Source organism: Labrys monachus (assembly GCF_030814655.1).
Taxonomy (GTDB): Bacteria; Pseudomonadota; Alphaproteobacteria; order Rhizobiales; family Labraceae; genus Labrys; species Labrys monacha.
Window position 1 is genome coordinate 4,620,096 of record NZ_JAUSVK010000001.1, and the last position, 23,384, is coordinate 4,643,479.

Here is a 23,384-nt window from a genome sequence, read left to right on the forward strand (position 1 = left end):
GGCTCCGCTGGTCGGAAGGCCGGCGGCGACCTTCAAAGCCTCTGATCGGGAAAGGCCGCGACGAGCGCCTCGATGAAGGCGGTGACCCTGCTGCTCACCAGCCTGCGCGAGACATGGAGCGCCCAGGCAGCCACCGGCCGGTCGTCCACCACGCCCCAGCAGGAAAGGCGTGCAGCCGCCAGATCGCGCGCCACCATGGATCGGGGCAGCAGGGCAGCCCCGGCCCTGGCCAGCACCGCGTCGCGCACCATGAGGAGCGAGGAGAGCCGCAGGATCGGATCGGGCATCAGGTCCTCCGATCCGGACTCCCTCCTCATCCGCCACGTCGCACCCGGAGCCGTGGTGCTCAGCACGACGGCCGGCACCGTCGGAGCCCTGCCCGGCAGGCAGGACGGACGAGCCATGGAGGGCGGCGCCACCACCATCATCTCGTCCCTCAGGAAGCAGCGGCCGATCAGGCGGTCGTCGGGCGCCGGATTGATGCGGATGACCACATCATAGCCCTCCTCGATCGGATCGACGAAGCGGTCCTCCGCGGTGATCTCGAGTCGAACCTCGGGGTAGGCGGCGGAGAATTCCGCGGCGATACGGCCGAGGGCGATGTGGGACAGCAGCATCGGCGCGCTGACGCGCAGCCGGCCCCGCGGCCGGCCGATGCCGGCGCCGACCGTCTCGCCCGCTTCCGCGATCTCCCGCAGAAGGCCTTCGGTACGGGCATGCAGGGCCGCGCCTTCCTCGGTCAGCGGCGAGGAGCGCGATCCACGCTCCAGGAGACGCACGCCGAGGCTGTCCTCCAATTCGGCGATATGCCGCGAGAGCGTCGCCTTGGATTGCCCGCTGGCACGGCTGGCCCGCCCGAGCCCGCCATGCGTCGCCACGAGATTGAAATCCGCGAGAGCGCGAAGGTCCATCAGATGTTCCAATAATGAGACGTAATGTCTTCATTTTGGCACCTTCCACGCATTTATGGAACAGTTATATTCACCCTCAGCGAGGGGCGATGCCCTTCATTCTGTGGAGGCTGACATGAAAATTCTGGTATTGGGCGCCACTGGCGGCACCGGCCGCCTGATCGTCCGCGACGCCCTGGCAAAGGGGCATGAGGTTGTGGCCCTCGTCCGTTCGAAGGCCCGGGCCGCCGGCCTTGCGGGCGCCGAACTCGTCGAAGGCGACGCCCTGGACGAAGCGGCATTGACCCGTGCAATGGCTGGCTGCGACGCGGTCGTCAGTTCGCTGGGCACCGCCATGAGTCCCTTCCGCGAGGTCACCACGCTCTCGACGGCGACGCGCGCGCTCGTCGGCGTGATGGAACGGCAGGGGGTCCGCCGGCTGGTGTGCATCACCGGCATGGGCGCCGGCGACAGCCGCGGCCATGGCGGCTTCCTCTATGACCGGCTGATTCTCCCCTTGCTGCTGCGCAAGGTCTACCAAGACAAGGACCGCCAGGAGGACGCGATCCGCGCCAGCGCGCTCGATTGGATCATCGTCCGGCCGACGGTGCTCAACGACGAACCGGCCCGCGGCCGCGTCCGTGCGCTGACCGACCTGTCCGGCGTGCATGGCGGCAAGATCGCGCGCGCCGACGTCGCCGATTTCGTCGTGCAGCAACTGACCGCCGACACATGGCTCCGCCAGACACCGCTCATCACCTGGTGAAGGGCGCCGGCAATTCCGTGTGAAGACCCTCAAGGAGATCCGAAATGATCCGCTCCCCCCATGACGCTTCTTCGCCTGCGCTCCCGATCCCGGCCGACGACCCCAGCCGCACCTTGACCGTCGCCGATCCCGACGCCCCCGATGCGCATCATGTGGCGGTCGCGGGCGGCCTCTACACGATCCTGGTGTCGGGCGCCCAGACGGACGGCCGCTATTGCCTGGTCGACATGCTCGTGCCCGACGGCGGCGGGCCCCCGGCGCATCGCCATGACTTCGAAGAGATGTTCACGCTGCTCGAAGGCGAGCTCGAATTCACCTTTCGCGGCAGATCGCTGACCGTGCGCGCGGGATCGACCGTCAATGTTCCCGCCAACGCCCCGCATGCCTTCCGGAACGTGTCGGGGTCCGTGGCCCGCATGCTGTGCATGTGCACGCCGGCTGGCCAGGACGAATTCTTCATGGCGGTCGGGGATCCCGTCGAAAGCCGCAATTCGGCGCCGCCTGCGCCGACCCCGCAGGAACGGGCCGAGAAAGGCAGGCTGATCGAGGCGCTCCTGCCCCGATACCGCACCGAGATGGCCAAGGCATGAGGCATAGCTGTCGCGAAAGAATATAAGAAGGAAACTTTGCAGTTTTCCTTCTTATATGATACAGCTCCGGCATGAATGAGCAATCAGCCGGTTCCGACGATGCGCGCGCCCTCGCCCTGGCGGGCGATCTGCGCGTGCTCATCGGCAAATTGAAACGAAGGCTGCGCGAGCAGGCCTCCCTAGGCGATCTGCCCCCGTCGCGAATGTCGGTGCTCGCCCGCCTGGAGCAGAGCCCGGCGACCGTGACGGCGCTCGCCGAGGCCGAAGGGGTACGGCCGCAATCCATGGGCGCGACGGTTGCGGCGCTGGAGGCGGCCGGCCTGGTCAGCGGCGAGCCCGACCCGTCGGACGGACGGAAGACGATCTGGTCTCTCACCCCCGCCTTCCGCCAGCGGATCGAGGCTGGCCGCGCGGCGCGAGCGGATTGGCTGTTCCGGGCCATCCGCCGAGAACTCGACGCCGCCGAGCAGGCGCAACTGGCGGCCGCTCTCGAACTCGTCAAGCGGCTCGTCGACACCTGATCCGAGCCGCCGTTTCCCGCACGCCACTCAGAAGGACACACCATGACCGTAACCACGCTCGACCCGAACACGGCGCTCGTCGTCGTCGACCTCCAGAAGGGCATCGTCGCCTATCCCACCGTGCATCCCATCGCCGAGGTCGTGAACCGTGCCCGCCAGCTGGTCGATGCGTTCCGCACCCGCGGGCTTCCCGTCGTGCTCGTCAACGTGGCGGGCGGGGCACCGGGCCGGACGGAGCGGCCGCGCCACAGCGAACCGTTCCCCGCCGGATTTACCGACCTCATCCCCGAACTCAACCGCCAGCCCGGCGACATCGTCGTGACCAAGCGGACATGGGGGGCCTTCGCCAGCACGGATCTCGAAGCCCGATTGAAGGCGCGGGGCGTCACCCAAATCGTGGTCGTCGGCGTGGCCACGGGGACAGGCGTCGAAGCGACGGCGCGCCAGGCCTATGAGCAGGGGTTCAACGTCACCCTCGCCATCGACGCCATGACCGACACACGGGCTGAGGCGCATGAGTACAGCATCGCCCAGGTTTTCCCGCGGCTGGGCGAAACGGGCACGGTGCAGGAGATCATCGGCCTGCTCGGGCAGAGGAGCGCTTGAGAATGAACTGGCTTCATCTCCTCTCCTGCTTCTTCGGCGGCGCTTTTCTCTGCAATGCCGTTCCCCATTTCGTCGCGGGCGTGAGCGGGCGTCCCTTCCAGAGCCCGTTCGCCAGTCCGCCCGGCGAAGGCCTGTCCTCGTCCACCGTCAACATGCTCTGGGGCTTTCTCAACTTCGTCATCGCCTACGCTCTCTGCCGATACGGCGATTTCGACCTGCGAATGACACCGGATGTCGTCGCCCTCGGGCTCGGCGTTCTCCTCATAGGCCTCCTGTCGGCGCGCCTCTTCGGCCGCTTCCACGGCGGCAATTCGCCGGAGGCGCGATGAGCGCTTCGGCTGCAGCCGTCTTCCGTTCGCTGGGAAACGCCAATTACCGCCTCTGGGCGGCCGGCGCCTTCGTGTCGAATGTCGGAACCTGGGTGCAGCGCACGGCTCAGGACTGGCTCGTTCTCACCGAGCTCACGCAGCACAATGCCTCGGCCGTCGGCGTGGTGATGGCGCTGCAGTTCGGGCCCCAGCTTCTCCTCCTGCCCTGGACCGGCTTTGCGGCCGACCACTTCAACCAGCGCAAGCTCCTCATGCTCACCCAGGCGACGATGGGCGGGCTCGCTTTGGCATTGGGCGTCCTCACCGTCACCGGCCTCGTCCAGCTCTGGCATGTCTATGTGTTCGCCTTCCTGTTCGGATGCGCGGCGGCCTTCGACGCGCCGGTGCGCCAGACCTTCGTCGCGGAGCTGGTGGGCGACGAAGATCTGCCGAACGCCGTCGCGCTCAATTCCACCTCGTTCAACGCGGGGCGCATGGTCGGCCCGGCTGTCGCCGGCCTGGTCATCGCCTCGATCGGCACCGGCTGGGCCTTCGTGATCAACGGGGCCTCCTTCGTCGCCGTGCTCGGCTCTCTCTTCCTGCTGCGCACGCATGCGCTTCATTCGAGCGCCAGGGCCTCCCGCGCCAAGGGAAGTCTCCTCGCGGGGTTCCGCTATGTCTGGAATCGTCCCGATCTGCGGACGATCCTGATCATGCTCTTCCTGATCGGCACGTTCGGGCTGAATTTCCCGATCTTCATCTCGACCATGGCGGTCGGGGTCTTTCATGCCGATGCCGGCGGCTTCGGGCTCCTCTCGTCGGTCATGGCCGTGGGGACGGTCGCCGGGGCCCTGCTGGCCGCCGGCCGGGACAGGCCGCGTTTCGTGTCGCTGCCGGTCGGCGCCGGCGTGTTCGGGCTGGGCTGCACGCTCGCCGCGATCGCGCCCGGCTATTGGCTGTTCGGCGGCGCTCTCGTGGTCGTCGGCATCGCGGCGATGACCTTCACCAACACGACGAACAGCCTGATGCAGCTCTCGACCGAACCGGCGATGCGCGGACGGGTGATGGCGATACGGGTCGCCATCGCGCTCGGGGGAACGCCCATCGGCGCGCCGATCGTGGGCTGGGTCGCCGACAATTTCGGCCCTCGCTGGGCGCTGGGCATCGGCGCGGCCTCGGGCTTCGCCGCCGCCCTCGTCGCCCTCCGCCACCTTGCGGGCCGGCACGGCGCCTTTCAATCCAGGCATTGACAAGCCTGCGCCCCAGGCGCGGCGCCCTGCGGCAGGGCCGGGATGCCGGCCGGAGAAGACTTGATGTCGTAAGGAAAATGGAGCAGCTGAATTTCCCACCTGCGCAGGAAACGACTTTCGTGCGTCCGGCCGCAGAGGCGGGACCTCTCGTTCCCGGTTGCCGTTATAGGAGTAACCCCGAGCAGGCGAGGAGATCCCAATGGTCCAAAGCGGGCGTCCCGGCGCTGGAGACGAGCCCTTCGAGGCCGAGGCGCACCGGCAGCCGCGCGACGATCGAGAATTCCTGAACACCTTGATCGACACCACGCCCGAATGCATCAAGGTCGTGGGGTGCGACGGCCGCCTGCTGAGGATGAATGCGGCCGGCCTCGATATGATCGAGGCTCCCGACTGGCAGACGGCGTGCGACACGGACCTCATGGCGCTGATCGCACCGGAGCATCGGGCCGTGTGGCGCGAAAACCACGAGCGCGTCTGCAAGGGGGAGAATCTCGCCTGGACGTTCGACATCATCGGCTTCAAGGGCACGCGCCGACATATGGAGACCCACGCGGCGCCGATTGCTCTCGATGACGGAACCGTGGGGCAATTGGCCATCACACGCGACGTGACGGCCCGCACGATGGCCGAGCGCGACCTCCAGAGAGCGAACGACCTGCTCGAGCGAAGGGTCCGCCAGAGGTCGGACGAACTGGCGGCCGTTCTGGGCCGGCTGAGCGACAGCGAACGGCGCTTCGAACTCCTGGTCAGGAGCGTCACCGACTACGCCATCTACATGCTGGACCCGACGGGGCGGGTCATCAGCTGGAACGCCGGCGCCGAACGCATCAAGGGCTATTCGGCGCAGGAGATCATCGGCCAGGATTTCTCCCGCTTCTATACCGAGAAGGACCGCAAGTCGCATCTGCCCCAGCGCGGACTGAATACGGCCACGCGCGAGGGGCGCTTCGAAGCCGAGGGCTGGCGCGTCCGCAAGGACGGCAGCCGCTTCTGGGCGAGCGTCGTCATCGACGCCATCTACGACCGCGGGGAGATCATCGGCTTCGCCAAGGTGACGAAAGACATCACCGAGCGGCGGAACGCCGAGGCGCGGCTCCGCCAGTCGCAGAAGATGGAGGCGATCGGCCAGTTCACCGGCGGCGCGGCGCATGACTTCAACAACCTGCTGATGGCGATCCTCGGCAGCCTGGAACTGCTGCGCAAACGCCTTCCCGACGACCGGCGCATGCTGGCCCTGGCCGACAATGCGATCCTCGCCGCCAAGCGGGGCGCGCTCCTGACCCAGCGGATGCTCGCCTTCGCCAGACGCCAGGAACTCAAGCAGGAGCCGGTCGACATCGCGGCGCTCGTCAGCGGCATGCGTGACCTGATCGAGCAATCCATCGGCCCGGCGGTGTCGCTGGTCTCGAGGTTCCCCCCTCGCCTGCCTCCCGTCCTGAGCGACCTCTCCCAGCTCGAGACGGCGATCCTCAACCTCGCCCTCAATGCCCGCGACGCCATGCCGAAAGGCGGTACCATCACCATCTCGGCGCATCAGGAGAGCATCGGCGTCGATCATCCGACAGGACTGCACCCTGGCGTCTATTGCTGCCTGCAAGTCGGCGATACGGGCCACGGCATGGATGAAGCCACGCTCGCCAGGGTCACCGAGCCGTTCTTCACGACGAAGGACATCGGCAAGGGCACCGGCCTCGGCCTGTCGATGGCGGACGGCCTCGTCGCGCAGTCCGGCGGCAAGCTGCAGATCGAAAGCCGGCTCGGCGAGGGAACGACGGTGAGGCTCTGGCTGCCCGTCGCCGAGGACGGCCCCGCGCAAGGCGCGGACGGCGCCCGGTCGGACGAGACCCAGACCGCGTCCGCCCAAAACCAGCTGGTCATCCTTGCAGTCGACGACGACAGCCTCGTGCTGATGAACACCGTCGCCATGCTGGAAGACATGGGCCACAAGGTGCGCGACGCGATCTCGGCTGAAGAGGCGCTGGCCATCATCGACACGGATCCGAGCATCGACCTCGTCATCTCCGATCAGGGCATGCCGAAGATGACGGGTGTGCAGATGAGCGCCGTGATCGGGCAGCGCCGCCCCGGCCTGCCGGTGATCATCGTGACGGGCTATGCCGACCTTCCGGAGGGAAGCACCGGTTTTGCGGGACGGCTGGCAAAACCCTTCTCGCAGCAGGATCTCGCCCGGGCCGTCGCCGCGATCACGCGATGAATCAGCGGCCGGCGCGGCTGCCGGCCATGCGCGCGGTGCTCTTCACACGGCGTTTCGGCGGAGCCTCCTCGACCTGCTGGGCTTCCAGCAGCAGGCGGGCCTCCCTGAGCTGGCGCGTCTTGAGCTCCCGGCGGTCAACCTCCGCCTTGACGATCTCGCGGGCGGCGCTGTCGGTGATCTGCGCCTTGGCTTCCGACTTGGTGCGTGTGGTACGAACCGGATTTTCCGTAACGATACCGCCGGTCATGTTGCATCGATCTCCTTGCGAACACTCAAAGAAAAAGCCGGGCCACAGCCCGGCCCTCTGCCGATCCTACAATCTGTGCCGGTCCATCCGGTGTCACGGGTCGAAGAAAAGACGAGAACTCAGGCCGCCTGGAGATTCTCCGCGGTGGTCTTGCCGGAACGATTATCCTTGACGATGTCAAAGCTCAGCTTCTGCCCCTCGACGATCGTGCTCATGCCAGCCCTTTCGACGGCGGAGATATGCACGAAGACATCCGACGCACCGCTGTCCGGCTGAATGAAGCCAAAACCCCTGGTGGAATTGAAGAACTTTACGGTTCCCGTATTCATGACGATTCCCTTCAACCGCTGATAGAAATGTGTCGGCCATACTCGGCACAGCAGACATTCAGTCGATTTTGAGAGGAAAGATCGCCAAGGCGCCGCGGCACTGAGACAAAGTTCAACCAGCAAGATCGATATTTTACTTCTATCCGGGAACCGTGTTGGAAACAAGGCGCCTTTCGGGCAGGCCGGCAGGCATGGGCCCGCGCGGGCGCGAAAGGCATCCGCGCCGCAATCGTCCGAATCCGCCCCGCAGCGCCATCATGCGCCGGGGCCTGTCGGAACCGCCCGCCTCGGCCGCCCGTCACGGGGGCAGGACGCGTTCGCGGTTGAGGATGTCGGCGGGGTCGAGCGCGCGCTTGAGGAGGCGCATCAGGTCGAGTTCGGCGGGCGACCGGCTGAGCCCCAGATAACGCCGCTTGAGGACGCCGATGCCGTGCTCGGCCGAGATGCTGCCGCGGAGGTCGCCGACGATGCCGTAGACGATCCCGGCGATTTCAGCCTCCTGATGCTCGTCGGGCGGATAGACCGCCAGATGCAGGTTGCAGTCGGCGAGGTGGCCGAAGGCGACGAGGATGGTGCCGGGGCGAGCGGCCTCCAGCCTCGACCGCAGCATGTCGATCGCTGCCGCCATGCGCCCGGGCGCGACACTGATGTCGAAATGCGTGGCCTTCGGCATGAAGCGATGGAATTCGTAATTCGCCTCGCGATAGGCCCAGAAATCCTGCCGGTCCCGCAGGGACTGGGCGATCAGCGCGTCGCCGATCGATCCCGCCTCGGCAAGCTCGCCCAGGGCGTCGGAAAAGGCCGCCTGCGCGGCGTCGCCCTCGCCGAGGGCCACTTCGACCAGCACCGTGATCTCGGGTGTTTCCGCGAACGGCCTGCGCTGCGTCGCCATGCGCAGGGTGACATCCATATATTCGCGCCACATCGCCTCGAAGGCCATCAGCCGCCCGGGAAAGCGGCGGTCGATCGCATCCAGCACGGCATAGGCGTGATCGACGCTCGCGCATGCGCACAGGGCAGCCTGCGGCGGCGCCGGCTGGAGCTGCAGCGCGAGCGAGACCCGCGTGACCACGCCGAGCGTGCCCTCGCTGCCGATCATCAGCTGCGTCCAGTCATAGCCGGTATTGTTCTTGGGCAGGGTGTTGAGGCCGGTGACGACCGTGCCGTCGGCGAGGACGGCTTCGAGGCCGAGCACGTTGCGGCGGGTCATGCCGTAACGCAGGACCTGAATCCCGCCGGCATTGGTGGCGACGTTGCCGCCGATGGTGCAGCTGCCGCGAGCGCCCAGATCGACGCCGTAGAACAGGCCGGCCTCAGCGGCCGCCGCCTGCACCGTGGAGAGCGGCGTTCCCGCACGCACCAGCATCGTCCGGCCGACGACATCGACATCCTCCACCCCGTCGAGGCGCTCCAGCGAAAGCGCGATCTCGCCCGGTCTCGGCTGCGCGCCGCCGGCCAGGCCGGTCATGCCGCCCTGGACGACCACCGGCTGCCCCAGCGCATGGCAGAGTCGCAGGACCTCGGCGACCTCGCCGGTGTCGGCCGGCAGGACGACCGCCCGCGGCGGGCAGGGAGGAATCTCCGCGGCGTCGGCTCGGCTGCGCGCGGGGATGTCGTCCCCCGTGCGGACATGCCGCGCTCCGACGATGCCGCGAAGCGAAGCGGTGATATCTGTCATGGATGCTCCGTCGACGTCATTCGTTCCAATTCCTGTCGCATCTCGCGCCGGCGATCCGCTCCGGCGGACCCGCCGCTTTCGGTCCTCCGCCGACGTCATCGATCGTCATGGGCGCCGGAGCTGCGAGGCTCCGGATAGAGGTAGCCGATCACGCGCTCGATCGTGAGGCCCTGAACCAGGATCGTGAAGAGCACCACGCCGTAGCAAACGAACAGGATGTCGGCCTGCCATGCGACGGATGGGAGGCTGAGCGCAAGGGCGACGGAGATGCCGCCGCGCAGTCCGCCCCAGGTGAGCACAGCGACGCCCGGCCAGCGGTTCGGATTGCGGGCATGCAGCCAGTAGATGGGAACGATCACGCTCACGGCCCGAACCGCCAGCGCCAGCGGCACCGCCAGGACCGCCGCGAGCAGGGAATAGGGCTCGAAACGCAGGCCGAGCACTTCGAAGCCCAGCAGGAGGAACAGCAGCGCGTTGAGGATTTCCTCGATCACCGACCAGAACAAGGTGAGGTTCTGCCTCGTGGTCTCGCTCATCGCACGGCGCCGCGCCCTGCTCCCGATCAGCAGGCCTGCGACCACGACCGCGATCGGGCCGGAGGCGCCGAGGGCGTTCGCCAGTGCATAGGTGCTGGCCGTGAGGGCGAGCGAGATGGTGATCTCGAGAATGTATTCGTCGATGCGGCGCATGGCCTGATAGGCGATCCAGCCGGTGACCGCCCCGATCGCCAGCCCGCCGCCGATCTCCCGGGCGAAATCGAGCTCTATGCCGGCCGGCGAGATCAGCTCGCCCTTCGAGGCGACCGCCAGCGCGCCGGTGAACAGCACGACCCCGATCCCGTCGTTGAACAGGCTTTCGCCGGCCATCACCGCCTGCAGATATTTCGGCAGTCCGATCCTGGCCAGCACGCCGGCGACCGCGATCGGATCGGTCGGCGCCAGAATGGCGCCGAGAACGATGCACCAGGACAGCGGCACCGCCGCTCCGACGAGCCCGAAGACGAGCCACATGCCGACGCCGAACAGCACGGTGGCGATGACGACGCCGAAGGTCGCCAGCAAGAACACGGTGAGCTTGCGGTTCCAGAGCGCAGCCATGTCCACCTGCAGCGCGCCCGCGAAGAGGAGGAAGGACAGCGCGCCGTTGAGGAAGGTATTCGGCAGGTCCTTGATGCCGAGCACCTGCTGCGACCAGCTTCGCAAGTCCAGGGCCGGGAGCAGGATGTCGAGGCAGACGACGCACAGCGAGGCGAACAGGGCGACGATCATGAGGCCGATGGAACTCGGCAGCCGCAGGAATCGGTAATTGACGAAGCCGAAGACGGAGGCGAGGCAGAGCAGGATGGCGATGAGGGAAAGTGCCGACATGGAGCCTCGCAAGCTGGCCACGGGAATCGGGATAGACGGTGGCGACGGGACACAATGCGGAAAGCCCGCCGGGTGTCCACATCGCCTCAGCGCGTAGCGCGCAGGCAGGCGGCGACGAAGGCGCGCAGCTTCGGCTGGCGACGGCTGGCCCTCGGAAAGCAGATGAACAGGCTGTCCCGGGCGGGAGCGAAGGCCTGGAGGACGGGCTCCAGCGTGCCCTCGGCGAGTTCGGCCTGCGCCTGCAGGCTCGATGTGTAGGCGAGGCCCATGCCCTGCCGGGCAAGGGCCCTGAGCAGGCCCGCATCGTTGACCTCGACGCCGCCGGGCGGCTCGATGGACAGCGCCTGGCCGTCGCGTTGGAATTCCCAGCGATAGACGTCGCCGACATCCGGGCGCCGGTAGCGGATGCAGTCGTGCCGCGCGATATCCTCGGGCAGATACGGCCGTCCGCGCCTCTCGAAATAGCCCGGCGCGCCGAGCACCACCCAGGCGAAGGGCGGGGTGACGCGGACGGCGAGCATGTCGCGGTCGATATATTCCCCGATACGGATGCCGGCATCGTAGCCGCCGGCGACGATCGGCGCATGGGTGTCGTCGACGGTGATCTCGACCTTCACGTCCGGATAGGCCTGCCGGAAGCCGGGCAGCACCGGCTCGAGGACATGCGGCAGTGCGATCCGATGCACGAGCAGGCGCAACGTGCCGGCCGGCTTCACGCCGAGCTGCACGAGATCGTCGAGGGAGGCGGTGATGGTCTCGGCGGGCTGGCCGATCTGTCCGAGCAGGCGCTCCCCCGCTTCGGTCAGCGCGACCGAGCGCGTCGTGCGATGGAAAAGCGGCAGGCCGAGCCGCGCCTCCAGGCCCTGCAGCGCCTGGCTCACGGCGCCCGGCGTGACCCCGAGCTCGGCGGCCGCGCGGCGGAAGCTGCCGCAGCGGGCGATCGCCAGGAATTCGGAAAGGCCGTCGAAGGGATCGGTGCGCGCCATGCTGTTCCCGCTGCGAGAGCGCGATAATATAGCGTGGCTGAACACGGTATGGAACGCAGCCTCGCTTATCCTGAACAAACGGGGTGCCTAGCTAAGGGATGCGACCATCCACAGGAGCGGACATATGCGCTACAAGACACTCGGCGGCACGGGGCTTCTCGTCTCGGAGATCTGCCTGGGCACCATGACCTTCGGCGGCAAGGGCTTCTGGACCGCCATCGGCAGCCTCGACCAGGGGGTGGCCGACGACATCGTCGCCCGGGCGCTCGACGCCGGCGTCAACTTCATCGACACCGCCGACGTCTATTCGGAAGGGCTGTCGGAGGAGATCACCGGGCGTGCCATCGCCAATTCGGGACGCGGGCGCGCCGACATCGTCCTGGCGACCAAGGTCTACGGCCCGACCGGCGCCGGCCCCAACGACCGGGGCGCCTCGCGCGGGCACATCATGGCAGGCGTGAAGGCGAGCCTGAAGCGGCTGGGAACCGACTATATCGACCTCTACCAGATCCATGGCTTCGATCCGCTGACCCCGATCGAGGAAACGGTGCAGGCGCTGGACGATCTCGTGCGCCAGGGACATGTGCGCTATGTCGGCGTGTCCAACTGGTCCGCCTGGACGATCATGAAGGCGCTCGGCATCGCCGACAGCAAAGGCTGGACGCGTCCCGTCACGCTCCAAGCCTATTATACGATCGCGGGCCGCGACCTGGAACGCGAGATCGCGCCCCTGCTCCTGGCTGAAAAGCTCGGCCTGATGGTCTGGAGCCCGCTCGCCGGCGGGCTGCTCTCCGGCAAATACAGCCGCGACGGCGAGGGCCCGGACGGCGCCCGCCGTGCCTCGTTCGACTTCCCGCCGGTGAATCGCGCGCGGGCCTTCGACTGCGTCGATGCCATGCGGGAGATCGCGGACGCTCACGGCGTTTCGGTCGCCCGCATCGCCCTCGCCTATGTGCTCGCCAAGCCCTTCGTCATGTCGGTGATCATCGGGGCCAAGACGACGGAGCAGCTCGACGACAATCTGGCGGCGATCCGCGTCGACCTCACGGCGGAGGAAATGGAGCGCCTCGACAGCGTCAGCGCGCTGCCGTCCGAATATCCCGGCTGGATGCTCGAACGCCAGGGCGCCGGGCGCGTGCCCGCCCCCGCCAAGAAGGCCGACGCGTGAGGGAAGAGGCCGCGTGAGGGCGTAGCCGTTGCCGTCGCAGCGCGTCCGCCCCGTCCGCCGTCCGGCGGATGAGGCAACATGACGCATGCGGCGGCGGCGACGGCTAGCCGAAGCGCCTGCGCACCGGCTCTCCCGCCACCACGAGCTGATAGCGCTCGCTCTCGCAGAGGGTTTCGACGGGAAGTTTCGTCCGGGCGCCCCAATCGGCCACCATCAACAAATCTTCCCGCTCTTCCTCGATATATTTCAACAAGGCGTTCGGATTCGAGTAATAAAATCTTATAAATTCATCCGATACGACAGTTTCGAGCTTGGCTTCAAGCTGCAGCTCTTTCTTTTGCCTGATAGTGACTTTCATCTGTACGTAATTCCCCGGACGCGACGTAAAATAAGAGTGGCTTCGACGAAGCGTTCCTTTCGTGGAGGCCCTGCCAGCGCGACGGTTCCATGATACAGGCGACATGCGCGGCGCGTCATGGAAAATTAACTTTTATACCCGCTATCCCCCGCCTTTCCACAGGCCGGCGAATCGGCGCGAGCGGTCATAAATCCTTCATGAGGCGGCCGCGATGCCGCTATCGCTGCAGGCCGCGGCGCTGGCTGCGGTCGAGCAGAGTGAGGATGCCGCCCGGGGCAAGGCGCAGGATGAGTACGATGACGACCGCGACGACGATGAACCGCGCTTCCTCGAAGCCCTGGAAGCCGGCGAGCGTCTCCGTCACGAAAGTCAGCGCCAGAGCGGCCGCGATCGGGCCGTAAAGGTTGCCGGCCCCGCCCAGCAACACCATCGACAGCACCAGCGAGGTCGTGCCGAAGCCGAAGACGTCGGGCGAGGCCACCCGCAGATAGATCGCATAGAAGCCGCCCGCGATGCCGGTGAAGATGGCGCTGAGGACGAGCGCCATGACGCGCTGGCGGGGAACCGAAATGCCGCGCGCGGCCGAATAGTCCTGGGCGTCGCGCACCGCCTTCAGCGACTTGCCGAAGGGCGAGGCGGTGACGGCGCGCAGGAACAGGGTCGACAGCACCAGCAGGGCGAGCGCGACATAATAGTAGCCGAGCTTGAAGTCGCGGATGAAGCTGTAGCCGCCGAGCTGCAGGAAGGGAATGCGCACCATGCCTTCGCCGCCGCCGGTGATCTGCGACTGGCTCAGCACCAGCTGCAGGGCGAGCTGGCTGAAGGCGAAGGTGACGAGCACCACATAGATGCCCTTGAGACGGGCGACCGGCGTGGCGATCAGGAAGGCGGTCACCGCCGCGGTGACGCCGCCGCAGGGGATGGCGAGCCAAGGATCGATGCCGAAGGTCTTGGCACCGATCGCGGCCGTGTAGACGCCGACGCCGAAGAAGGTGAGATGGCCGAAATTGAACACGCCGCAATAGCCGAGGCTGAGATTCCAGTTCGACGCGACGACGGCGAACACGAAGGCGACGATGAACAGATGCCGCGTATAGCTGTCGGTGGCGACGAGCGGCGCCAGGGCCAGCGCGAGCAGCACGGCGAGCGGCAGCAGGAGACGGACGGCGCGCGGCATCATGACCTCCCGAACAGGCCGTTCGGCCGAAAGACGAGAACGACGATCATCAGCACGAACAGGATGAAGGGGGTCCAGTAGAGGCCGACCCAGAACACCAGGACCGCTTCCAGGAGCCCGATCACATAGGCGGCGCCCGCCGTCGCGCCGAGGCTGCCGAGCCCGCCGAAGATGACGACGATCATCGCCTTGACCAGGGGCCCGGACCCCATCTCCGGCGTGATGAAGCGGATGGACCCGAGCAGCGCCCCCGTCAGCCCGGCCAGGGCCGCCGAGAGCCCGAAGGCGGTGGCGAAGGCGACGGGCACGTCGATGCCGATCAGGGCGGCGGCATCCTGGTTCTGCCCGACGGCACGCAGGCTGCGGCCCCGGTTGGTCACCACGGTGAAGCGCCACAAGGCGAGGAGCACGACGGGGGCGAGCACGACGATCAGCGCCTCATGCGCGGAGATGGTGGCGCCGAAGATCGAGACGTCGCCGCCGACCAGGCGCGGCAGCTGCTTCAGCCGCGCGCCCCAGACGATCTGCGCGCCCTTCTCCAGCACGATCATGCCGGCAAGCGTCGTCATGCAGGTGGCGAGCAGCATGTGCCGGCTGCCGTAGAATGGCCGCACCAGGAGATATTCGATGAGCACGCCGCAAAGGGCCGCAGCAGCCGTGCCGGCGACGATGCCGGGGATCAGCCCGAGCCCCGCAGGCTCGCTGACCGTCCAGGCGACATAGGCGCCGATCATCATCAGGGCGCCATGGGCGAAGTTGAAGACGCCGAGCGTCGTCCATACCACGCTGAGGCCGCTGGCCATCAGGGCATAGAGCGAGCCGAGCAGGACGCCCGAGACGAGGATCGCCGCCATGGATGCCATCAGTGCGCCTCTCCGCCGAAGTAAAGCTGCATCACCTCGTCATGGTCGATCGGGTGGGCACGGTCGATCTCGCGCGCCACGCTGCCATGCTCGATCATGTAGAGACGGTCCGTCAGCGACAGCAGGAACTCCACGTCCTGCTCGACGACGACGAGCGGCACGCCGGCCTGCGCGATCTTGCCGATGGCTTCGGCGAGTTCCTGCTTCAGCCGCGGCGAAAGGCCGAGCGTCGGCTCGTCCAGCATCAGGAGGCGCGGCGCGCACATCAGCGCGCAGCCGATGGACAGCATCTGCCGCTCGCCGCCCGAGAGCGTCCGGGCGAGCTGCCGGCGGCGTTCCGCCAGCCGGGGAAACAGCGTCAGGACCTGGTCGAGGCGCTCGCTGCGGCCCGGACGCACGCGCGGGCCGAAGGCGGCGAGCTCCAGCGTCTCGCCGATCGCCATGTCCCCGAACAGCGTGTTGCCCTGCGGGGAATGGATGAGGCCGGCATCGACCGTCCTCACCGGGCGCTGGTTGGTGATGTCGGCGCCGGCGAAGGTGATGCGGCCGGTGGAGACCTTCAGCAGCCCGGAGATCGCGCGCAGCAGCGTCGTCTTGCCATGCCCGTTGGGACCGAACAGGCCGATGGATTCATGTGGCCCGACATGGAGGGAGAGCCCCCGCAGCACGGTGATGGCGCCATAGCCGGCGCCGACATTCTCGACGGTCAGGAGCGGTGTCATTGCGACCTCGTCATTGCGACCTCTTGCCGAGATAGGCTTCGACGACGTCGGGGCGCCGCACCACGGCCGAGGGCTCGCCTTCGGCCAGCACCTCGCCCTGGTTGAGGATCAACAGGCGCTGCGACACCGACAGCAGCAGGGCGAGCACATGCTCGATGAGGAGGATCGTCACCCCCGACGCATTGACGTTGCGGAGCAGCGCGTCCAGCTGCTCGATCTCCGGCCGCGTCAGCCCCGAGGCGGGCTCGTCCAGCATCAGCACCGCCGGGCGCGACACCAGGGCCGAGGCGATCATCAGCTGCTTCTTCTCGAACACCGACAATTCGGAGGAGAGCATGTCGCGGCGGCCGCCGTCGAAGGCGACGAGAGCGAAGGCCTCGTCCGCCCGCCTCGCGGCGGTGCGGCGGTCGACGCGGCCGTTGTAGACGGCGCTGATCTCCAGCGAATCGGCCGCGCTGAGATCGGGAAACTCGGCGTCCTTCTGGAAGGTGCGGCACAGGCCCGCCCGCGCGATGGCATAGGCCGGCCTGCCGTCGATGCGCTCGCCCTTGAAACGCACCTCGCCGGACGTCGGTCCGAAGGGAATGCCGGTGATGATGTTGAAGAGCGTGCTCTTGCCCGAACCGTTCGGCCCGGCGATGCCGAACATCTCGCCGGGGCGGACCTCGAACGACACGTCCCGGACGGCCCTGAGCCCGCCGAAGGATTTGGAGACGTTCGTCGCGCTGAGGATGGGTGTGGTCATCGTGCTCCGATCGGGCCTGCGGGGGAACGCGGCGGGAGAGGTGTCAAAACCTGTTTGAATTCCATGCGGTCATGTCAGGCGGGGGAAGAGGATCATGGCATGGAGCGGCGTCCCGGCCCATGGCCCCCCTTCCCTCGCCGCGACGCGGCTCGCCCGACATGACGGACACTCGGAAGGCTGGGAGGACGGACCGTCACTTCATCCAGGAAGGCTGGGCGAAGTCGCCCGTCCTGTATTGCGGCGGATAGAACATCACGCGCTTGCCGTCCTGGATCTGGTAGAACTGGATCGGCACGTGCTCGTTGTCCTGCACGGTCAGATGGGTCGCCGGATCGAAGGCGACGCGGCCGACGGCGGTCATCTTGTCGGTCTTGGCGATGGCGGCACCGATATCGTCATGCTTGGTGGCATCGCCGACCTTCCTGAGCGCATCGGCATAGATCATCACCTGCTCGTAGAGCATGACGGCGGCGCTGCCCGGCTCGTTATGATAGGTCCCCTCGTATTTCTTCACGAGTTCGTCGGCGCGCGGATTGCTCGCGGGCGGCAGCATGCCGCCGAGCATGTTGTAGACGATGCCGGAGGACTTCTCCTTGGTGAGCTTGAGGAATTCGGGAACGGACGGCGCATATTGGATGAAGACGAGGCTGTCCGTCGGGTTCTCCATGAACTGAGTCATGAAGGTCGCGGCATTGGAGGAGACATAGTCGGTGTTGATCAGCAGGGCCGGCGGGTCCTGCCGCACCTTGGCGAGGAAGGAGCGCCAGTCGTTGATCTCGCCGAAGGGCAGCAGGTCGTCCTGCGTGATCTGCCAGCCCGCCGCCTTGAACGCCTTGACCATGCCCTCGGCGATGCCCTTCGAATAGGGATTGTCCGAGGCGATCATCGCCACCTTCTTGTTCGGCAGCTTCAGCTTGCCGGCTGCCACGAGGCTGTCGATGACGGGCACGATCTCGGTGTTGTAGCCGTCATAGGACGGCGTGAGCGACCAGACGGTGCCGAAATCCTGCGGCTTCGGACTGATGATGTCCTTGGTCTGCTGCGAATTGGCGGAGACCATGTAGATCATGTCCTGCTCGGCCATCATCTCGATCTCGAAATTGGTGCCGGAGGCATAATTGGCGAAGATGGCGCCCATCGCCCGGTCGCCCAGCAGGCGCTCGGCGGCGGTGGCGACGGCGTCGGAGCTGGCTTCGCCGACATCGCCGACCACCACTTCGAACGTGTTGCCGCCGATGCCGCCGGCCTTGTTGAGGTCGTCCACCGCCATCTTCACGCCGCGCACTGCGTCCTCACCGTCGGAGGCCGCCTTGCCGGTGACGGGCGCGAGCACGCCGAGCTTGATGATGTCGGCCTGCGCGGCGCCGACCAGGATGCCATATATCGAAACGCCGAGCGCGAGAGCACCCAGTATCTTCCTTGCGATCATCGGATAGTTCCCCTTCTGACGGTCTCTGGTTTTTCAGCGAGTGCCGCAATTGTCGATGATGGCTGCCGCGATCACCTTCGTCGTTTCCACCAGGCTGGCGATATCGACGCATTCGTCATTGCCGTGGAAGCCGTCGCCGCTCGGACCGTAGATCACCGGCACGACGCCGGCCCCGGCGTAGTGGGCGGCATCCGTCACCGCCTCGAAGCCCTTCACCTCCGGCGCCCTCGCCTGCACCTCGCCGGCGCGCTGCACGAGGGAGCGCACCAGCGGATGGTCGACCGGCGTGTTCACCGGCGGGAAGTTGAGGTCGAACAGATCCCACAGGATCTTCGGCGGGTTGTCGCGCATCCAGGCGTCGGCGGCGGCGAAATGGTGGACGAAGGTCTCGAACTCCGCCTTCACGTCCTCGAAGCGCTCGTCGGGCATGAATTTGAAGTCGAGATCGAGGGTGACGACGTCCGGGATGATGGCGGCATTGGTCATGATCAGCGGGGTGCCGTCGGGGCCCATGCCGGCGCCGCCGCGGATGACGCCCGGATTGATGGTGGCAAGGCCCGGCGGCAGCAGCGGATGCCAGTTGTCGCGGCCGCGCGAGGCTTCGAAGTCCCTGAGGGCATGGAGGAAGCGGGCGGCGAGCTCGATGGCGTTGACGCCCGGCTCCAGGCGGCCGGCGACATGGGGCTGCGGATAGATCGAATTGAAGCGCCAGCCCGCATGGGCCGCCTTGCCGAAGATGGTGACGCGCACCCAGGTGAGGCCGCCCTCGGCCGGCACGACATTGCCCCAGGTCGGTTCGGCGATCAGCGCCCGCCTGGCGAGCTTGCCGCGCTTCACGGCGTCCATCGCCCCGAAGCCGCCGGCCTCCTCGTCGACCACGGTGTGGATCGACAGGCGGCCTTCGAGTTCGATGCCGGCCTTGCGGACGGCATGGGCCGCGGCGATGCAGGCGGCCACACCGCCCTTCATGTCGACCGCTCCGCGTCCCCAGACGCGGCCGTCGGCGACTTCGCCGCTGAACGGCTCGCGCTTCCAGGCCTTGGCATCGCCCGCCGGCACCACGTCGACATGGCCGCACAGGATGAAGCTCTTCTCCTCCGAGCCCGGCCAGTTCGCCACGACGTTCGGACGGCCGGGAAAGACATCCCAGCGCTCGGTGCCGAAGCCGTCGGCGTGCAGGCGCGCCTCGACGAGATCCTGCACCGCGGCTTCGCGGTTCAGTGCGGCGTCCTGCTGGAACTTCGGATTGACGGAGGGTATGCGGACGAGGTCCGACGTCAGGCTGACGACATGGTCCGGATCGGCATCGATGGCGGCCCAGGCCGCCTTGATCGCATCGTTCATGCTGCGGTTCCCCTCAATTCCTCGACGAGGCCGTCGGTCGTGACCTGCCGGCAATAGCCCCTGATCGTCCTCAGGGAGTGGTCGTGGCGCTCCTGCGAATAGGTCGCGCAGGCGTCGGTGACCTGGGTGACGAGATAACCGAGGTCGCAGGCGTCGCGGATGGCGCTTTCGACGCATTGGTCGGTGATCAGGCCGCTGATCACCAGCTGGCGCACGCCGAGATTGCGCAGGAGATAGTCGATATGGGTGGAGACGAAGACCGACGAGGAGGTCTTCGGCAGCCAGATCTCGTCGTCGGCCGGGGCGAGTTCGTCGAGCACCCGGCCGTCCCACGAACCCTTCGGCACGTGGAAGCCGGTGATCTTGTAGTCGAGGCTGCGGTCGCGCCCGTCCTTGGTCAGGCTCTCGATCGTGGTGTAGAGCACCTCCACCCCGGCCTTGCGGCAGGCGGCCTGGAGGCGCTGCATATTGGGGATCACCCTGGTTTCCAGTTCGCGGAAATACCAGCCATATCGGCTCTCGAACTCGGCTTCCGACAGGCCGGCGAACTCGGCGCCCTTGCGATGGGCCGCGAAGTTCTGCACGTCGATGAAGAGCAGGGCCGACTGGCCCGGCTCGAGCGGGACTTCGCGCGTCAACGTCATGAAAGGTGATCCTCGATTAACTCGCCGAGACATGCCGCCAGCAGACCGGCCCAGCGGTCGCATCCCTCCTCGGTCAGGAGGTGGTCGTTGCGGATCTCGATGAGGCTGTGCGGCAGGTTCCGGCGCTCGCCGTGCTGGGGGACGAACCAGTCCGACATGTCGTCGATGGCATAGGGCTGGTTCATGCCGACCTGCAGGTCGGGCCGGCGCCGCGAGAGCGCCCTCGCCAAGGCGTGCGAGGTGGCGACGTCCTTGCGGAACAGGAAGCCGATGTCCCACGGCCGGGAAATGCCGGCGAGCACGGGCGTGAAGCTGTGGATCGCAATCGCGATGCGGCGGGGCGCGGCGTCGAGGATGCGATCCAGCGCCTCGCGATAGGGCAGGAAGATCTCGGCGATGCGCCGGCACCGATCCTGCGGGCCGAGACCGCAATTGCCGGGCACCGTGATGCCGTCGCTGACCTCGGGGATGAGGTCCCGCGCGTCGTCCGGGCGGTTGCAGTCGATGACGAGCCGGCTGTAGCGCTGCATGACGAGCGGCGCGCCGAAGGCAGCCGCCAGCTTGCGGGCGACGCTGGCGGCGCCGATGTCGTAGGCCACATGCTTGTCCATGTCCGCCGGCCGCAGGCCGAGCCCGGCGAGAGCGGCCGGGACGGCGCGCCCGGCATGCTCGCAGACGATGACGAGCGGGTGGCGGCTGTCCGCATTGACGAGTTCGACCGGCTCGGGATCGCCGGGCTGCAGCAGGATGCGATCGGCCGCCAGGATCATCGCGCCCGACCTGCCGTGCCAGGGATGCACGCGGCATTCGCAGTGCCGGCGGACGGTCTTGCAGGATTGATCGGTGGGGCATCAAACGTCATGTGCATACCTCATGATGATGAATAAAATTCTTCATTGTCAATCCGATGTTACAAATTGACGAAAAAAATCCAGTGTGACAAAGCTGATTCACATTTGTGGGGATCGAGCTTGGACCTGCGCGACGAAATCCAGTCCATGTCGGAGACGCTGACACCGGCCGAGCGCAAGCTCGCGGCGGTGCTGCTTTCCGATTATCCCTTCGCCGGGCTCGATACGATCCAGAGTCTCGCCCGGCGCACGGACGTCTCGGCGCCGTCGATCGCCCGCTTCGTGCAGAAGCTCGGCTGCAACGGCTATCAGGAATTCCAGCGCCGGCTGATCGGCGAGCTCAAGGATGGCCGACGCTCGCCGGTCGATCTCCGCCAGCCCTCCGGCCCGGTCGAGGACGGCTTCCTGCGCCACTTCCTGGCGCGCACCGCCGGCACGCTGCGCGCCGCCACGGATGTGGTGACGGAAGCGCAGTTCGAGCGCATATCCGCCCTCCTCGGCGACGAGAAGCGCTCGATCTACATTATCGGCGGCCGCATCAGCGACCCGATCGCCCAGCATTTCCTGCGCCATCTGCGCCAGGTCCGCCGCAATGTCTTCCACCTGCCGCCGGATCCGGAGGCGTGGCCGGAATATCTGCTGCGCATGCGTCCGCGCGACCTGCTGGTGATGGTCGATTTCCGCCGCTACCAGCGCATGCTGGACGAACTGGCGAAGACGGCGAGCCAGGAACGCGGCGTCGGCATCATCCTGGTGACCGACCGCTGGATCTCGCCGATCGCCACCTCCGCCACCGAGGTGCTGGCGCTGCCGGTCGAGAACGACACCGCCTGGGACACCTATGTCGGCGCCCTCGCCGTGCTGGACGCGGTGACCGCCCGCGTCTCCGAGCTCGACTGGGATGCGACCCGCAAGCGCATCGAAGCCTGGGACGAGGTCCGCCTTCGCATGGGGATAAAGCAAGATGATCGCTGAGAAGATGATTTTCGCCGCCACCTCCGACATTGCCGGCCAGGTGCGCGGCAAGTCGTTTCCGGCGGCGATGCTGGAGAAACGGCTGCGCCGCGGCGTCGGCTGGACGCCGACCAACGTCCAGATCACCTGCTTCGACAGCATCGGCGACAGTCCCTATGGCGCCCTGGGCGACCTCCTCCTGGTGCCGGATCCGGCCGCCCATGTCCATGTCGACTTCGAGGACGGGACGCCGCCGGAGGACTTCATGCTCGGCGACATCGTCACGCTGGAGGGGGATCCCTGGGAGTGCTGCACGCGCTCGATCCTAAAATCGGCGCTCGCCCGGCTGAAGGCGGTCGGCGGCTTGCGCCTGGTCGGCGCCTTCGAGCACGAATTCCACCTGAAGGGACCGGCCGGCGCCAGCCGCCCCTCCTACAGCCTCGCCGGCTATCGCGACCGCTCGGCCTTCGGCAGCACGCTGATGGCCGCCCTCGACGCCGCCGGGCTCGAGGCGGACACCTTCATGAAAGAGTTCGGCCCCGACCAGTATGAGGTGACGATCGGCCCGAGCCGCGGCGTCGCCGCCGCCGACGCCAGCGTGATCCTGCGCGAGATGATCCATGCCACGGCCAGGCGCTACGGCGAGGCTGCGAGCTTCACGCCGATCCGCCACCCGGACGGCGTCGGCAACGGCGTCCACATCCATTTCAGCTTCGAGGGCGCCGACGGCAGGCCCGCGACCTATGATCCGCAGGGGACGCACGGCATGGCGCCGAAGACGGCCTCCTTCGTCGCCGGCATCCTCAAATATCTCGACGCCATCGTGGCGTTCACGGCGCCATCGGCGATCTCCTATCTGCGGCTGACGCCGCACCGCTGGAGCGCCGCCTTCAACAATCTCGGCGTGCGCGACCGCGAGGCATCCGTCCGTATCTGCCCGACCACGGCGAGGGACGTCGATTCGATCGCCCGCCAGTTCAACATCGAATACCGCGCCGCCGACGGCGCCGCCTCCCCGCACCTCGCTTTGGCGGCGATCGCCTTCGCCGGTGCCCAGGGCATCGAGGAAGGCCTGCCGGCTCCGCCCGCGACGCAGGAAGACCTGTCGCTGCTCGACGCCGCCGCCCTGGCCGCGCGCGGCTATACCCGCCTGCCGCAGGGGCTCGACGAGGCGCTCGCCCGCATGATGGCGAACGACATTGTCCGCGGCTGGTTTCCCGCCCGCTTCTGCGAGATCTACCGAGACCACAAGCTGTGCGAATTGCGCCACGTCGCTGCGATGGACGCGGCCGCCCGCTGCGCGGCCTATGAAGCGGTGTATTGAAGCCTCCCGGGAGCCCACCGGCGCTTACAGGAAGATGCGGACCGGAAGTCCG

25 protein-coding genes are annotated in these 23,384 nt (G+C 67.2%); 10 read left to right on the plus strand and 15 right to left on the minus strand.

What is annotated here, in order from left to right:
• Nucleotides 1-32 precede the first annotated feature (32 nt).
• Entirely contained in the window at nt 33-911 is an 879-nt protein-coding gene (locus tag J3R73_RS21120) for a LysR family transcriptional regulator (protein ID WP_307431457.1), read from the minus strand.
• Nucleotides 912-1,026: 115 nt separating this feature from the next.
• Here J3R73_RS21120 and J3R73_RS21125 point away from each other — a divergent pair, with 115 nt between their 5' ends.
• The 7 genes from J3R73_RS21125 (at nt 1,027) to J3R73_RS21155 (ending at nt 7,146) form a co-directional block, all read left to right on the plus strand.
• On the plus strand, nt 1,027-1,656 hold the full coding sequence (locus J3R73_RS21125; protein WP_307431460.1) for an NAD(P)-dependent oxidoreductase: 630 nt from the start codon (nt 1,027-1,029) through the stop codon (nt 1,654-1,656).
• Nucleotides 1,657-1,700: 44 nt separating this feature from the next.
• Nucleotides 1,701-2,246: a cupin domain-containing protein gene (locus J3R73_RS21130; protein ID WP_307431462.1), complete on the plus strand. Its 546-nt coding sequence runs from the start codon at nt 1,701-1,703 to the stop codon at nt 2,244-2,246.
• Nucleotides 2,247-2,317: 71 nt separating this feature from the next.
• Nucleotides 2,318-2,767 carry a MarR family winged helix-turn-helix transcriptional regulator gene (locus J3R73_RS21135; protein WP_307431464.1) on the plus strand — a complete coding sequence of 150 codons (450 nt, stop codon included), beginning with the start codon at nt 2,318-2,320 and terminating at the stop codon, nt 2,765-2,767.
• A 42-nt stretch (nt 2,768-2,809) separates the two neighbouring features.
• Complete coding sequence (locus J3R73_RS21140) at nt 2,810-3,373, plus strand: isochorismatase family protein (protein ID WP_307431467.1); 564 nt, start codon at nt 2,810-2,812, stop codon at nt 3,371-3,373.
• A 2-nt stretch (nt 3,374-3,375) separates the two neighbouring features.
• On the plus strand, nt 3,376-3,702 hold the full coding sequence (locus J3R73_RS21145) for a hypothetical protein (protein WP_307431470.1): 327 nt from the start codon (nt 3,376-3,378) through the stop codon (nt 3,700-3,702).
• Nucleotides 3,699-4,931: an MFS transporter gene (locus tag J3R73_RS21150; protein WP_307431481.1), complete on the plus strand. Its 1,233-nt coding sequence runs from the start codon at nt 3,699-3,701 to the stop codon at nt 4,929-4,931. The genes J3R73_RS21145 and J3R73_RS21150 overlap by 4 nt, the downstream gene beginning before the upstream one ends.
• A 199-nt stretch (nt 4,932-5,130) precedes the next feature.
• A complete protein-coding gene (locus J3R73_RS21155; protein ID WP_307431485.1) occupies nt 5,131-7,146 on the plus strand; it encodes a hybrid sensor histidine kinase/response regulator in 2,016 nt (671 codons plus the stop codon).
• Nucleotide 7,147: 1 nt separating this feature from the next.
• Here the strand turns inward: J3R73_RS21155 and J3R73_RS21160 are convergent, their stop codons facing one another.
• The 5 genes from J3R73_RS21160 to J3R73_RS21180 all read right to left on the minus strand — a co-directional run bounded on the left by J3R73_RS21160 (nt 7,148) and on the right by J3R73_RS21180 (nt 11,753).
• A complete protein-coding gene (locus tag J3R73_RS21160) occupies nt 7,148-7,393 on the minus strand; it encodes a hypothetical protein (protein ID WP_307431488.1) in 246 nt (81 codons plus the stop codon).
• Nucleotides 7,394-7,512: 119 nt separating this feature from the next.
• On the minus strand, nt 7,513-7,722 hold the full coding sequence (locus J3R73_RS21165) for a cold-shock protein (RefSeq protein ID WP_307431491.1): 210 nt from the start codon (nt 7,720-7,722) through the stop codon (nt 7,513-7,515).
• A 298-nt stretch (nt 7,723-8,020) separates the two neighbouring features.
• On the minus strand, nt 8,021-9,400 hold the full coding sequence (locus J3R73_RS21170) for an FAD-binding oxidoreductase (RefSeq protein ID WP_307431495.1): 1,380 nt from the start codon (nt 9,398-9,400) through the stop codon (nt 8,021-8,023).
• Nucleotides 9,401-9,495: 95 nt separating this feature from the next.
• Entirely contained in the window at nt 9,496-10,767 is a 1,272-nt protein-coding gene (locus tag J3R73_RS21175) for a cation:proton antiporter (protein WP_307431498.1), read from the minus strand.
• A gap of 86 nt (nt 10,768-10,853) precedes the next feature.
• Nucleotides 10,854-11,753 (minus strand): LysR family transcriptional regulator, encoded by a 900-nt coding sequence (locus tag J3R73_RS21180; RefSeq protein WP_307431501.1) that lies wholly within the window; start codon nt 11,751-11,753, stop codon nt 10,854-10,856.
• A 124-nt stretch (nt 11,754-11,877) separates the two neighbouring features.
• Here J3R73_RS21180 and J3R73_RS21185 point away from each other — a divergent pair, with 124 nt between their 5' ends.
• Entirely contained in the window at nt 11,878-12,921 is a 1,044-nt protein-coding gene (locus tag J3R73_RS21185; protein WP_307431504.1) for an aldo/keto reductase, read from the plus strand.
• Between the two features lie 103 nt (nt 12,922-13,024).
• On the opposite strand, the gene J3R73_RS21190 is transcribed toward J3R73_RS21185, so the two are convergent.
• From J3R73_RS21190 to J3R73_RS21230, 9 genes are all read right to left on the minus strand, one after another.
• Nucleotides 13,025-13,279 (minus strand): hypothetical protein, encoded by a 255-nt coding sequence (locus J3R73_RS21190; RefSeq protein WP_307431507.1) that lies wholly within the window; start codon nt 13,277-13,279, stop codon nt 13,025-13,027.
• 217 nt (nt 13,280-13,496) lie between these two features.
• Nucleotides 13,497-14,456 (minus strand): branched-chain amino acid ABC transporter permease, encoded by a 960-nt coding sequence (locus J3R73_RS21195; protein WP_307431509.1) that lies wholly within the window; start codon nt 14,454-14,456, stop codon nt 13,497-13,499.
• Complete coding sequence (locus J3R73_RS21200) at nt 14,456-15,319, minus strand: branched-chain amino acid ABC transporter permease (RefSeq protein WP_307431512.1); 864 nt, start codon at nt 15,317-15,319, stop codon at nt 14,456-14,458. Before J3R73_RS21200 ends, J3R73_RS21195 begins: the two co-directional genes overlap by 1 nt.
• Nucleotides 15,319-16,041 (minus strand): ABC transporter ATP-binding protein, encoded by a 723-nt coding sequence (locus tag J3R73_RS21205; RefSeq protein WP_307431514.1) that lies wholly within the window; start codon nt 16,039-16,041, stop codon nt 15,319-15,321. Before J3R73_RS21205 ends, J3R73_RS21200 begins: the two co-directional genes overlap by 1 nt.
• Before the next feature lie 10 nt (nt 16,042-16,051).
• On the minus strand, nt 16,052-16,786 hold the full coding sequence (locus J3R73_RS21210) for an ABC transporter ATP-binding protein (RefSeq protein ID WP_307431516.1): 735 nt from the start codon (nt 16,784-16,786) through the stop codon (nt 16,052-16,054).
• Between the two features lie 193 nt (nt 16,787-16,979).
• Nucleotides 16,980-18,215: an ABC transporter substrate-binding protein gene (locus tag J3R73_RS21215; protein WP_307431519.1), complete on the minus strand. Its 1,236-nt coding sequence runs from the start codon at nt 18,213-18,215 to the stop codon at nt 16,980-16,982.
• Nucleotides 18,216-18,248: 33 nt separating this feature from the next.
• On the minus strand, nt 18,249-19,559 hold the full coding sequence (locus J3R73_RS21220) for a M20 family metallopeptidase (protein WP_307431522.1): 1,311 nt from the start codon (nt 19,557-19,559) through the stop codon (nt 18,249-18,251).
• The gene (locus J3R73_RS21225; protein ID WP_307431525.1) at nt 19,556-20,203 is read right to left on the minus strand and encodes a cysteine hydrolase family protein; all 648 of its coding nucleotides are present in this window, start codon (nt 20,201-20,203) and stop codon (nt 19,556-19,558) included. The genes J3R73_RS21220 and J3R73_RS21225 overlap by 4 nt, the downstream gene beginning before the upstream one ends.
• Complete coding sequence (locus J3R73_RS21230; RefSeq protein WP_307431528.1) at nt 20,200-21,003, minus strand: N-formylglutamate amidohydrolase; 804 nt, start codon at nt 21,001-21,003, stop codon at nt 20,200-20,202. The genes J3R73_RS21225 and J3R73_RS21230 overlap by 4 nt, the downstream gene beginning before the upstream one ends.
• Before the next feature lie 171 nt (nt 21,004-21,174).
• Between J3R73_RS21230 and J3R73_RS21235 the strand changes: the two genes are divergently transcribed.
• Nucleotides 21,175-22,029, plus strand: coding sequence for a MurR/RpiR family transcriptional regulator (locus J3R73_RS21235; protein WP_307431532.1), 855 nt, complete (start codon nt 21,175-21,177; stop codon nt 22,027-22,029).
• Nucleotides 22,019-23,332, plus strand: a complete 1,314-nt coding sequence (locus J3R73_RS21240; RefSeq protein WP_307431535.1) for a type I glutamate--ammonia ligase — start codon at nt 22,019-22,021, stop codon at nt 23,330-23,332. Before J3R73_RS21235 ends, J3R73_RS21240 begins: the two co-directional genes overlap by 11 nt.
• Nucleotides 23,333-23,384 lie beyond the last annotated feature (52 nt).